Source organism: Fervidobacterium changbaicum (assembly GCF_004117075.1).
In the GTDB taxonomy this organism is placed as follows: Bacteria; Thermotogota; Thermotogae; order Thermotogales; family Fervidobacteriaceae; genus Fervidobacterium; species Fervidobacterium islandicum.
Map to the genome: position 1 here is coordinate 1,275,500 of NZ_CP026721.1, position 13,624 is coordinate 1,289,123.

At 39.0% G+C, this 13,624-nt stretch carries 9 protein-coding genes; 5 read left to right on the top strand and 4 right to left on the bottom strand.

The window, feature by feature from the left end:
* Positions 1-298: 298 nt before the first annotated feature.
* The 4 genes from CBS1_RS06000 to CBS1_RS06015 are packed head-to-tail and all read left to right on the top strand — an operon-like array spanning position 299 to position 8,675.
* Positions 299-3,934 carry a UvrD-helicase domain-containing protein gene (locus CBS1_RS06000; protein ID WP_090221662.1) on the top strand — a complete coding sequence of 1,212 codons (3,636 nt, stop codon included), beginning with the start codon at positions 299-301 and terminating at the stop codon, positions 3,932-3,934.
* A complete protein-coding gene (locus CBS1_RS06005; protein WP_090221663.1) occupies positions 3,931-7,341 on the top strand; it encodes a PD-(D/E)XK nuclease family protein in 3,411 nt (1,136 codons plus the stop codon). The genes CBS1_RS06000 and CBS1_RS06005 overlap by 4 nt, the downstream gene beginning before the upstream one ends.
* A gap of 18 nt (positions 7,342-7,359) precedes the next feature.
* Complete coding sequence (locus CBS1_RS06010) at positions 7,360-8,139, top strand: hypothetical protein (RefSeq protein ID WP_090221665.1); 780 nt, start codon at positions 7,360-7,362, stop codon at positions 8,137-8,139.
* 23 nt (positions 8,140-8,162) lie between these two features.
* Positions 8,163-8,675 (top strand): NUDIX domain-containing protein, encoded by a 513-nt coding sequence (locus CBS1_RS06015; protein ID WP_090221667.1) that lies wholly within the window; start codon positions 8,163-8,165, stop codon positions 8,673-8,675.
* 5 nt (positions 8,676-8,680) lie between these two features.
* Here the strand turns inward: CBS1_RS06015 and CBS1_RS06020 are convergent, their stop codons facing one another.
* Genes CBS1_RS06020 through nadX form a run of 4 tightly spaced genes read right to left on the bottom strand, consistent with a single transcriptional unit; the run spans position 8,681 to position 11,911 of the window.
* Positions 8,681-9,340, bottom strand: a complete 660-nt coding sequence (locus tag CBS1_RS06020) for a Dph6-related ATP pyrophosphatase (RefSeq protein WP_090221668.1) — start codon at positions 9,338-9,340, stop codon at positions 8,681-8,683.
* Positions 9,341-9,383: 43 nt separating this feature from the next.
* Positions 9,384-10,205 carry a carboxylating nicotinate-nucleotide diphosphorylase gene (gene nadC / locus CBS1_RS06025; RefSeq protein WP_176759466.1) on the bottom strand — a complete coding sequence of 274 codons (822 nt, stop codon included), beginning with the start codon at positions 10,203-10,205 and terminating at the stop codon, positions 9,384-9,386.
* Entirely contained in the window at positions 10,198-11,148 is a 951-nt protein-coding gene (nadA, locus tag CBS1_RS06030) for a quinolinate synthase NadA (protein ID WP_206732148.1), read from the bottom strand. The genes nadC and nadA overlap by 8 nt, the downstream gene beginning before the upstream one ends.
* A gap of 31 nt (positions 11,149-11,179) precedes the next feature.
* A complete protein-coding gene (nadX, locus tag CBS1_RS06035; RefSeq protein WP_090221670.1) occupies positions 11,180-11,911 on the bottom strand; it encodes an aspartate dehydrogenase in 732 nt (243 codons plus the stop codon).
* Between the two features lie 264 nt (positions 11,912-12,175).
* On the opposite strand from nadX, the gene CBS1_RS06040 reads away from it, so the two are divergent.
* Positions 12,176-13,615: an outer membrane protein assembly factor BamB family protein gene (locus tag CBS1_RS06040; protein WP_090221672.1), complete on the top strand. Its 1,440-nt coding sequence runs from the start codon at positions 12,176-12,178 to the stop codon at positions 13,613-13,615.
* The last annotated feature ends 9 nt before the right edge of the window (positions 13,616-13,624 follow it).

Below are 13,624 nucleotides of genomic sequence, written 5' to 3' on the forward strand. Positions count from 1 at the left end.
GAACAGTTACAGTTTCCAGTTGGAAAAAGACAATTATCGTCTTAAATTTGGCTTTCAGAGTTTCATTTTTTCTGAATTAATCAGTTATTTGCTCATTCTCTCTTTCTGAAACTCTTATAACTTCACCTATTTGTTGAGAAGTTTATGGTATAATAATGTATACCAATAATACGATTGCAGTTGGAAGAGTTATGAGATTCAAACACATGTGTTAAAATATTTAAAAGACGTACATGGTTTTTGCAAATTGTTTAAATGTTATAATTTGTTAATCTCGAACCTTGAGAGGTGGAGTGTAATGGAAGTTGAGCAGAAACTCACCGTTGCTGAGAAGGTTAGAAGAGACCCAAACAAGAATTACTTTATTTCAGCATCCGCTGGTACAGGAAAGACTTATACACTCACCAACTATTACATAGGCATTCTCGAGCACTACGAACAAACTGGAGATAGCGACATCGTTGATCGCATTGTGGCGGTCACGTTTACAAATAAAGCAGCAAATGAGATGAAGGATAGGATTGTAAAGGAAATACAGAAAAAGCTTTCGAGTTTGAGTGAAAGTGATAAGGCTTACAAATACTGGAAGGACGTTTATAGAAACATGTCAAGAGCCATTATCTCAACGATTGACAGTTTTTGTAGAAGGGTACTAATAGAGCAGAACATAGAAGCTGGAGTTGACCCAAATTTTAAGATTATAAACGAACTTAAGCAAAGAAGGTTGATTGATAAAGCAACGCAAAAGGCGATTCAACTTGCTTTTGAGGTGTACGACGCTGTTGAAAGTGGGGCTAACTACGGCGATAAGGTTGGAAATTATCTGTACGGTCTTACATTGGAAAGATCAAATCGTGTAAAGGAACTATTGAACGAACTTGCGAAAAACACGGACGATATTTTTAGGCTGTTCGATGTTTTTGGAAGCATATCGGAAGTTGCCAGTAAAATTGAAACAGTCGTTATGAACTGGCGTTTGGAATTGAACGAATCAAAAGTGAGTGAAAAGCTCTTGGAAATTTTTGAAGAAGCTGGCGGAGCGTTGAGGGCGTTTAGAACGATATCCCTAATTGCAGCCGAATTTTACGAAGCAGAAACACTCGATAATTTCGAGTACGATTTCAAAGGCGTGCTTGAAAAGACATTAAGGGTGCTTGAAAATAGCGCAATTAGAGAATACTACCAGCAACGGTTTAAGTACATCATCGTTGACGAGTTCCAGGATACCAATGAGCTGCAGAAGAAGATATTTGACTTAATTCACACGGATGATAACTACATTTTCTACGTTGGTGATAGAAAGCAATCGATATACCGCTTCCGCGGTGGAGATGTGTCGGTGTTTATAAAAACCATGGAAGAATTTGAGCAGAAGATAAAGAGTGGAAGAACTGATTACGAAATGCTTTCGTTGAATGTAAACTACCGTTCGCACCCAGAACTTATCGATTACTTCAACTATATGTCAGAGAATACGATTTTCAACAGTAGCATATACGAATCTTTTTCTGTAGATTCAAATAATTCAGCAACCAGCAAGCGAAAATCTTCTACGAAGAATAAATCAAAATCCAAAACTGTTAATGAGGAAATAGCCCCATCGGAAGGCCTTGATGAGCTACTTTCTATAGACGACAAGATATATGTTCACGAGGTTTTCAGATTGCGATATCCTGAGCTTTACGAAAAGCTTTGGTTTATTGAAAAAGATGACAAATCTGATGCGGCATTCTCACCAGATGAAAATGAGTTCTTACCCGGGGAAATAAGAAGGGTTAATTACATTACCATTTCAAAGGCATTTTTGAAAGAAAACGTCGAAGAAAGTGAGGAAAGTGAGGAAGCCGCGGGTGGTGAAGTAACAGAGAATCTTGAAGGCACAGACAACGCAAAAAATTTATCAGATATGGACGACAGGGAACTGGAAGCAGTGTATGTGGCGAAGGTTATAAACTCACTTGTTGGCAAAGAGATGACGTTTTATGAAAAGCAAGATGGAAAGTTCATACCTGTTTCAAGAAAGATCACATACAAAGATTTTGCCATACTGTCTTACAAACTGCAGGACATAGAGGATGTCTATAGAGAAGTCTTTGCAAGGGAAGGCATCCCACTTTACATCGTCAAAGGTAGGGGATTCTATAAAAGGCCGGAAATAAAGGCAGTTATCTCGGCACTTTACGTTATCCAAAATCCAAATAGTAACTACTACTTTACGCAATTTTTCTTTACACCGTTCACGGATGACGTAAATCGAAGCGTTGATAATTCGGAAGAGACAGGAAAAATGAAGAATTTCCACAAGATTGTGACTAAATACAGTGAATCGAAAGAGCAAGGATCAAGAAAATCATTTTTCCAATGCGCAAAAGATCTTATCGATGAAGGTGCTTTACCAGAGCATGTCGTAGAGATTATCAAACTTGTTGCAAAATACGATGAACTGAAATACTACCTTAAGCCCGCTGAGACTTTGAAGCTCTTTGTTAAGGAAAGTGGCTATCTAAAGAAGATTGCGCGATATCCAAACTCAAGCCAAAAGTTAAGGAACGTTCGAAAACTGCTTGAACAGGCCATGGAATTCGATGACCAAGCACCAACGTTCTTTGAATTAACAAGGCTCCTTGAACGCATTTCGGAAGTTCAAGAGGTAGAGGCTTCGGAAATCTCTGAAGAAGAAGATGTTGTGAGGATGATGACTGTCCATGCGTCTAAGGGGTTGGAGTTCAATATAGTCTTTTTGGTAAATAATGATAGGGCAGATAAAGGTGAAGAGAAGACATTCTTCCCAGAGAGTGAGGATGGAAATGGGAGGTATGTTTACATAAGTCAGTTCTTGGATAAGGCACTTAAGAAATTTGTCTCACCAAGAATGACTAAAGAGCTGGAAAAGGAATTGAGAAAGCTCTTGGAAGCAGAGGTCATATACGATGAAACCGAAATCTTGAGAAAGGTCTACGTTGCCATTACAAGAGCAAAAGAAATGCTTTTTGTTGTGGATTTAAAGAAAAAAGACAAGAATAATAGAGGCGTACCGGCTATAAAGTATCTGGATCCTCATGGGTTCGAAGAAAAGATAAAGGTGATTGTAAGCCTTGATGAAATAGAGAGCGCAATCGGTAGTGTTGTGGAACCTTCGAGAAATGAAACAACATTGGAAAGGAGTATTATCCAACCACCCGAAGCTTTAGAAACCAACGTCGATGAAGATCTCATCTTCAGTGATTTCACACCGATGGCATACAAACGGTACATCTCACCTACATTGCTTTACGGCATAAACGATGAAAAGAGTGAAATTGAGTCTGTTGATGAATCGAGCGAAGATTTTGAGGTTGCAGAGACGATTTCAGCTATTCCGAGGACAAGTTTCGAAGCGTCGAAAACAAAGGCCAGATTGGAGGCATTGAACTCTCTCTTGGAAAAGACTTCAGAAATAACACGCGGGAAACGTATCCATTCAATGCTTGCAAGTGTGACAAGATATGAGCAACTGGAAAGACTAGTGGAGGACGGAGTAATTCCAAGGGAGATTCTTAAGGTGCAAATATTAAAGACTCTTTTCAACGAAAGTGAAAAGATATTCTCAGAATGGCGATTGGCAAAGACCTTGGATATATACGATGAAAAAACTGGTGAACGGAAAAGCTACGTACTCTTTGGTGTTCCTGATAAAGTCTTTTTGAAAAACGGGGAATTCTACGTTGTCGATTTCAAAAGCTCAGACCTATATGATTCATCACCTGACGTAGAACGCTATGTGTTCCAGCTGAAATTTTACATGATGCTTCTTTCAGACCTTGGGAAAGTTCGTAGGGGTTATCTTGTCAGCGTTCCGAGGGGACAAGCACTGCCAATTGACCCGCCCCAAGAGGACTTCATCGACGATATTGTTGAAAGGATTAAGAAATTCGAGGAGATGATGAGCATATGACAACCAAAGTTGATGCCAAAAACAATAATAGAATTGCATATGTCGTTCCTATAGACAAGTCCCATTTCCAATTCATTGCAAATCAAATTGAGAGGATTTACGAAGAAGACCCTCTGAACTTCCTTTTCATCGGTCCTTCCGGGTTTTACGTTAGACAAATTGCCGACAATGTAGCAAAGCAACTGAATAAAACCATCAACAGAGACGCTTTCAGAGTCATCAACCAATACGTTACCGAAATACTCCGCCTTAACAATTACGATGCTGAGGTTTTCGACAGGGACTTTTACACAATCTATGTTACCGATGTTATCGACAAAATCCAAAACGATGCAAAATTTTCTGGCGATAGCCAAAAGCAGATAATACTAAGGACACTTTCAAAATCACCAACGATAATAGAGTACATTGTAGATTTGTTTGAAAAAATCTGGGAGCTGAACCTTTACGGAGAGAGTGGAAAAACCGAAGCAGAATTAACAGGTACATACGCACTAATTCATGACATCATCCAGAATCCAACAACACCATTTGCCGAGATACTAAATGAGGTTATTCGCAAGATGGAAGAGTCCGCGGAAAAACTGAAAGGAAAAAAGATTTACGATCCGATAAGCGTTTACAGATGGTACATAGACCAAGCAGAATACGTCGAACCTGGACGGAAGTACCTTGTTCTCAGCGGATTTTTCGATATCCCACCGCTTATGCGAAAAGCTCTTATGAAAATGATTGACAAAGCCGAAAACGTATTTTTCTACGTCTGGCAAAAGCCGGCAGATTTCTCATTTGACCAACTTGACGAAGTTTACGGATTCCTCCAATCAGCTGGTTTTGAGATCAGAACCGATTTCTGCCAAGAAAAGATTGTTGCATTAGAGAAACTTGTAAACAATGTTCGACGTATAAAAGTGCCTACGGAAAATCAGCTTTACCAGTACAACTATGTAACTTCCCAAGTAAAGAAATTGCTTTTGCAAGGTGAAAAGCCTGATAATATTGCAGTTGTTGTGCCTTCAGCTTCGATAGCGAAAAGGCTCATGGAAGAATTCAGCGATGCCAAAATTCCGTACAGGTACAGTGGAAAGATACCGGTCACTCAAAGTAAGATTGTTCAGATACTCACTCAACCACTGGAGACGTACTTCAACGAGTTCAGAACAGAAAACCTACTTGCAATAATTGAATCTCCTCTCATACCAGACAGAAAACTCACAATGGATGAAGTCGAAGACCTCTTTAGAGAATTTGGATATTATTCTACAAACCTGACAATCAGCATACTGAGGGATAAAGAAAAGCGATACGAGATATTCTTCAGAAGCTTAGATAAAGAGATAGAAGAAACAGCAAAGGAAAAGGAAGAGGGAGAAATAGAGGAAGACGTTTATCTTGACACTATCAAACGTTTGGAACAACTCAGAGAATTCAGAAACATCATTGAGAAGCTTTTTGAGATACTCGATGAAATAGATCAAAACAGTGGCAAAACGAATTTCTTTGATTGGTACAGAGGATTTATCTTGAAGTATTCCAAAAACTTTGCTGGTGCATTTGAGAAATCCGAAAATGCGAAGAGTTCAGAACACGCAGTCGAATCACGAGAAGTATCGCGAAGTCTCGGTAACGAAGTAAATGCGTTCTCAAAGCTCGTAGAGACAGTGAATAAACTCGAAGATTACGTTGAAAAGATTGTTGAGCTCGGAGAAAGAACAAAAATAGAAGGTTGGAAGAAGATATACAGACTTTTGACTGTGATGCTTAACTCTTCGGGATACAGAGAGACCTTCAAATCCGCAAACGTAGTTGATATCGTCGATCTTTCAAATGCAAGGTTTTTGAGCAAAAAGTACAAATTCTTCTTGGAATTCACGGATGATTATTATCCATCGATAGAAAGAATAAACCCTCTGCTTTTCAAAACAAACAGCGAAAGATCAAAGATATACGAGATGATCGAAGAGCGAGAACGCAGATCTCTGATACTTTCGATACTATTCAGCGGAGAATCGCAATTTGTCGTCCCGCTTGCCACAAATACTGGTGACATGCTCGTACCTTCAAAGTATTTAAGTGAATTTTCGGATTTAAAAGACGAAAAAGAAAAGTTCGTTCCCACATTGTCGGACATATACTCAGAGATAGACTATGAAATTGAAAGGCTGAAACAACAAGATTTGGAAAACAAAAACAAATTAGATAAGGTCTTGAAGGAGAGTGAATTCATCCTAGAAGAAAGGGTAAATATAAAGGATATCAGCTACAACAAAATAAACACCTACATGAAATGCCCCCTGCAATTTTATTTCCAACAAGTGGCAGATCTTTTCTACAAGCCGGGTGCAACGCTCGAGAACAAGAGAGCTATAAACGATGGTTTAATCGTGCACCGCGTAATGCGTAAGTTCTATGAACAATTCCTGGAGCAGACAATCTTTGAAGTTGATGTGAATCAAGTAATGAATTGGATAGAAGAAGAATACAGAAACTTCTACTTTGAGGGCATATACGCTTACTCGATTCCAAGAAAGCTTAAAGTGGCAGAAATTTCAGAACAGCTACTACCACTACTGAAATCGTTTGTACAGGACAAAAAAGTGATAAACTTGAAGCAAAGGAGTATATCATTTTATCCTGATTATTTGGAAGAAAAATCGTCAGAGTCAAAATCTTCAAAGGGTGAAGAGCTGATTTCAGAAAGAATATTAGGTCTTGAAAAAGAATTTACAGCACATTATCAAGGTTATTCCTTTGTTGCACGAGTGGACCGAATAGACAAAGTTTCCGTGCTAACAAACGAGGAGTCTAAACAAAAAGGCAAGAAGAACAAAACAAACGATTTGGACATGAAAAACGACGAAGGAGAAGGCTTTGCGATACTCGATTACAAATATGCCAGGGTAAGAAATTCTGCTATTGAACAGATCATGTTCTACGATTGGATACTCCAAAAATCGAAAGATAGTACCATTGACAGCGACGATAGAGTTTATTTCATACTCTTCTCACTCAAGCCCAAAGAAGATAAAGGTAAATACACCTACGAATATGAGTATGCGAAACGACAGCATGACGGTGAAAATGCGAAAATATTCTTGCCTGCGGGCAAGCGAGGAAGGATTTCTTCGTATATTCCTTTCGATTATCAGATGTTCGAAAAGTGGTTGATGAAATTAATTGGTGAAATAAGCGATGAAGGAAGATTTGTTCCGGTGTTTTTGGACAGTGAGATGAAATCGTTTGTAAAACTTGCAATGAAAGAGGTCAAAAGCAAAGAAATAGAACTTGCTGCACCCGATGGTTCAAAAAAGACAAGAAACTGCAGAACGTACAATTCAGGAAATTGTCCATATGAACCAATATGTTCAATGTATGAAATGTACGGTGTAAAATTGAAAAAGGGGTGAAGAAAGGGGGCTGTAGCCGTGAAGGTATACTTCGACAAAGAGTTCCAATTGCATGAACTAATGCAACACGCGGCACCGTGTATTATTCAAGTTGGAAATAGGCTAAGTGTTGATTTACATTCTACAAACATTTTAAACTTCATGATGTTAACTCCTATCAATGAAACTGAGGAAAGAATCTTCGATTTTGAGTTGAAATCGCTTGAGTACGACCCAACCGAGAGTGCCGAACTCTTGGAATTTCGTGATCTGGTCGAACTAGATGAAAAGAGCTTCGAGAAGTTCAAAATTGTGAACATTATCGCACGTCATGTCAAAAGACAAAAATCTTCTGGTGAGCCAAGATTTCTGAACGTGGAGAATTCTTTGGTAGGTGTCGAAGTTGTACTTAGTGTTGATAAAGGGTTCTTAATCAGTCATCCAGAACTCTTCTCCCACAAAGGTTTCGTGTTCTTACTTGATTGCATAATTGCATCCATGCTTGGACAACTAATGAAGGGAGAACCGGTTAGAATCTTGAGTAACGAACCGTTACTTTATCGGTTAGACTTGCAAAACATTACAGCTGAAAAAGTGGAAGCTTTGGAAAAAAGATTTTCAGAATTTAACAGTAAAATCGTGGATATGATAGATGGCATGTTCGTGTTAATGAAAGGTGTTGCACAGAAATTTGAAGAAAGTATTTTGCAAAAGCATAGGGAAAGCGTTATTCCCATTTTATGTGAAGGAGTCGAACTGAGCAGTTTAGTTGATGAACTACAGATGCTCGAGAACGCACTAAAAAGGATGAAGCTCTAATTCTAAGTAAGAGAGGTCTGGGTATGCTTGAATACGATGAAATTACCCGTCTGATGAGAAAACACGCGAACCAAAAAATCGCTACAATATGCTACGCTGAAAACAATGGAAAGTTGTTGTTTTTGCTGCGAAAGAAGGAACCTTTTGCTGGGTACCTTGTACCTCCAGGTGGTCACGTTGAAAAAAACGAAGATGTCGAATCTGCAACAAGAAGAGAATTCATCGAGGAAACCGGACTGGAGTTGGTGGATTTAAAATTGAAGATGGTGACCTCGGAAAGAGGACCTGAGCACTACAATTGGATACTCTTTATATTTGTCGGTAAGACAAACGGTACGAACTTCGTTGAGAGCTCTGAAGGAAAGTTGTTTTGGATAGATAAGGATAAAATATTACAAGAAAACTTGTCCCCCATCGATAAATTGTTGGCACCGTACATCCTTGATGGAACGGATATTGTATGGAAAGTAGAAATAGATTATGACGAGCAGAAACAGTTCAAAAACGTGTTAATTGAGAAATTCACAGATTTTTGAGAGACTCATATATTAACGATTAAGTATTCGTTAGTCTCGGTGGAATGCTTACCAATTATTTTGATTTCTAAAGGCTCCTTGAATATTGGACCATCGTACACAACTGTATGGTATTCTCCGTTTTCACCTGAAATGTCGATACTGAGCTTTTCAATTAGCTTGAGAGTTTCTCTATTGTGTAAGTCTTTTCCGAGCAGTTCTCTGTATTCGGTCTTAGTAGCGATAATCTTTGCCTTAAAACCTTCCCTTATGAATTCCTCGATGAGTTTTTCTCTTGGTTCCAACCATAGCGGTTCCAAGACGCTAACGTTGTAAGTTGCGCACACTCTTTCAACCCAATCTTTGTGTTCCTGCAAATCGATATCACCAAATATCCCTATCCCATTTTCAACACCTTTGAGAAATTCAAGGAACTCCCTTTCGTACGTTTCCCAAGTTGCACACCTCATCATTAATTTGGCACCTATACTTTCTGCCTGCGCCTGTATCAGCCTCTTTGACAAACCATGAGCACGCGTGTGAACGCACGTTTCATCGAACATTGTAAACAGAATATCAACTCTTTTAAGCTCTTTTAATGCTCTGTGCAGTGCGAGTGCGGAATCCTTTCCGCCACTCCAAGATGAGAATATTACCTTATCGTTTATTTTCTCAGATAATTGCATTTGCAGTTCCACAGCTCCTTTTGTTCAAATATACATATAGATTCTACAAAACTTCAAGACTGTAGTCAACATACTTGACTTCGCTTGTGATTCTACCTATGGAAATCACATCAATGTATTCGCACACATATTCTTCGATATTGTCGGGATTAACACCACCGGAGATTTCTACAATAACATCTGGGTACCTTTCCTTTATTAACCTTGCAGCCCTGCAAGCTTCTTGTGGGGAGAAGTTATCGAGCATGACGATGTCTGAGCCAGCCTGACACGCCTCGACTGCCATTTCGAGTGTCTCTGCTTCAACTTCTATCTTCTTAGTGAACGAAAGATGCTTTTTCACTTCATTGACCGCTCTTGTTATGGAACCGTAGAGCTTTATATGGTTGTCCTTTATCATAGCACAGTCTGATAAATTGAGCCTGTGTGTATCACCACCACCGTGCAGAACCGCGATTTTCTGGAGCTCTCCGGTAAATGGAATTGTTTTCCTTGTTGCTGCAATCTGAACCTTCCCGTCGGCCTTTTCCACAAGCTTTCTTACCTTTGTCGCAATTGCACTCATAAAAGAAAGAACATTTAGAATGCTCCTTTCACAGATTAGTATATTGTAAGCATCCCCATGAATTTGTGCCACTTTGCCCTTCTTTACAAGGTCTCCATCTTTGTACAAGAACTCTGCTTTTATGTTAAACCTTTCGCACACACCACTCACGATTTCCACACCGGAGATGACTGCGGCTTCATCTTTGAGAATTACTTCTGCGTTACATTTTGTTCCCTTTAAAGGATAAGAAGCGTAATCTAAGAAGTATTCGTCTTTCCTTATCAATTCAACAACGTTATCGATAATTCTATCAAGCACTTTTAACCACCTTTCTTTCTGAGCGTTCTGCACCTTCGGTTATTTCAAGCATTCTTTCTATAGCCTTTCTTGCCTTTGCAATAAGCTCACTATCCAATGTTACCTCTATCTTTTCTTCCAAGAGTGCCAGGTATGTATTTCTTAAGTTGTTCTTTTTCATATTATAGCAAACCATCGAGGGCACTGGTATGAATACTTTATCAGGATAGAGCTTTTCAAGTTTTGCCAGCATTCCGACCTCTGTCACGACGATGAATTCATTTGCCTTTGAAGAAGCGGGGTACTTCTCCATTTGCGATGTGCTTCCTATGAAGTGAGCCAGATTGCGTATATTCTTTGGAACTTCCGGATGGACCATAACTTCCGCGTTTGGATACTTTGACATCAGCTTTTTAATCTCGCTATCCTTAACGTAGTTGTGCACATAACAATATCCTGTCTCGCCCGGTATTGGGATGATGTTTTTCCCCGTTTTTTCCGCTACGTAAGATGCGAGGTTTTTATCAGGTCCAAAAAGTATTGTATCTGAATCAAGTGCATTTACAACATCGATAGCATTTGCCGACGTACATACAACATCTGCAACTGCCTTCACTTCCGTCCTGCTATTGACATACACAACAACTGGTATGCCTTTGTAGATTTCTTTGTACTTCAGCACATCTTCAACAGTCAATGAATTTGCCATCGGGCAAGTGGAATATCCTACGGGAACGATGATTTTCTTTTCGGGATTCAAAACCTTCATAACCTCTGCCATGAAATCGACGCCGAGGAAGAGTATCTTCTTGGCATCTATCTTTGTCACTATCCTTGCCAGTTGCAGCGAATCGCCTAAATAATCCGCTATCTGTTGCAGTTCGGGAATCTGATAATTGTGAGCCACAATGATGTATCCTTTTTCATCGGCAAGCTTTCTGATTTTCTCAGGTGTGACGTACATTGACATATTCTCCACCTCCACATGTAGCATATTAGCCTACCTGAAACCTTTCTGCCCTTTTTCTCAAAGCTGATACCAACGATAACGGGGCAAGGTAACTTGTCTTTGGATTTGGTGAAGGCTTGTTCTTATGTATTATTTTGTATTCACCGACTGAAGAATAGATGTTTATCTCGTGTACGTTCTCTTCGATCTTTGGGTCAGCTACTATGCGTACATCGACCTTATCGAAATCTCCAACAGCAAGTGAAAGAGTCATGGAAACGTTCGTGTTTTGCGGGAACTCCTCAATGGCTTGGCGTGCGTTTCCTGAAAATATCACTTGCTCTTCACTTAAGTTTTCGAGATTGAAAGCTTTTGGTGGTTTTCGTGTTACAAGCTCGACCTTACTGATGAATTTTTTAACAGCACGTATGATATCAAGTCCACCTATTGCACCTGAAGGGATGTAAACTGTCTGGGAGGACCTTTTCAATTCCTCCATGAACTTGTCAAAGAACTCAACATCCGAAAATGCACCGGAGCTTATGATGTAAAAATCTTTCCCGCTTTTGAGCACGTCCAAACCATACTGTTTTACAGCATCTACGGAAGCGCACTCAACAACCACATCAGCATCTTCTGGAACAAAAAATCTTTCTAACCTTTCGCAAGGTAGGTCTGTTTCAATAACATCGTAATACCAGCACTTTTCAATCTCGTCTCTTAGTTCTTGGTAAACTATCTTTGCGATATTTCCCCCACCTATGAAAAATACCTTCATACTGTCACTCCAATCTTCCACTGAACTTTTTTGTATTCTTCAGATTTTTCTAAAATTCGTTCACTTAAAGAATCTTCTACTTTATTATACATCTACTGTTATTTAGTGTCAAATACTGTAAAATTTTCATGTGGTGGTACCTACATGGCCAAAAAGGTGTAGAATTGTGGTATTGCTATGAGGAAGTTAAAGAAAATAGTTGCAACGTTCAAATAAGAGGCTGTAAGGTTTGTTCGAATTTTCTCTCTGAAAGGAGGGATAAGTATGGCAAGAATGAAAAAGAAAGAAGATGAAGAACGGATATTGAACGATGTTGCTAAACGTGAAGAGCGTGTAAGAACTTTTGCACAATTGGTTTCATTTGCACAAATATTAATCGTGGCTTCTGCTTTCTTGTCACGTAAAGATATAAAGTACGTTTTTAGTTTTGGCCCGCTGTTCTTTCTAATTCCCGGTATTATCAACATTCTGCGCGTCAAAGGTTACAGGATATTAGGTGTTTCCTATTTTTTATCTTCACTAATTCTTTTGTACACAGCAATGAACGTTGTTGTTCCAGCTTCCACCATTTATTACATCTTGACCTTTGCAAATTACATTTTCTTATACAAAGCGACAAAACAAAAAGTGTTTAACAACCTGTGGAAATTAGTTTTATTATTTGCGCTTGCAGACATTATATTCATAGGATTGAAATTGCTTCACTTAGTTCTCTTGCTACTTTTATTACATCAGATGATCCACTTGTATGCTTTATTGAACATGAGGTATGTCGACATACTGTACACAAAACCAGATAAAATAAAGAAAAAGTACTCAAATGCAAAAGGCGTTGATATTCCTGTTGACTTTGAGACAAGGACACCAAAGCAGATATTTAGAACGCTCGGTGGTATATATTTTTCACCAGTAATAACGAGTGATGAATTTGTTTGTTTTACTTCCGCAGATGGGAGTCTGTACAGTTTTGCCAGTAACGGTGAATTAAAATGGAAGGTGGATGCTGGTAGTGAGGATTTTTCAGACCCCCTGCTGGATAGTAAGGAGAACATATTTATTGTGAGTTCTTCTGGGATGTTGATAAAATTAAGCGCTAAAGGTGAAGAGATATTCAGAATAAGAATAAAGCGCGGAATTTCTTGTATGCCTGTTATATTCAACGACATGATATACCTTTTCAATACTGCAGGTGTTTTGTATGAGATATCGACAGATGGTGAAAGGCAAAGAACAGTGTTTAATTTGAATGAATTTATCGATTTAAGTCCCATTATAACAGAAGACTCGATTTACGTCTTACTTCCCCCAGGAGAATTATACAGGTTTTCAATGGATGGTGAAAAAATCTGGAAGACAGATATGGGAACTGTTACAACAGCACCGGTGATAAGCGAAGATGGAATTATCTATGTCGGTTCGAACGATAAATTTATCTACGCGATCAATTCCGAAGATGGAAGTGTGATTTGGGCATTTGAGACTGACAGTGAGCTAACCGTCTCACCTGTCGTAAGCGAGGATGGAAGAGTATATTTCGGATCTGGAAAGAAATTTTACTGTTTGGACAAAGAAAAGAACATACGTTGGGAGTTCTCGATGAGTTCTGACATTTCAAGTTCTCCAGTTATCTCAGAGGGCTATATCTATTTTGGTTGCAAGAATGGGGATTTCTATTCACTAAGAACTGATGGGACGGTTGATTGATACTATAAA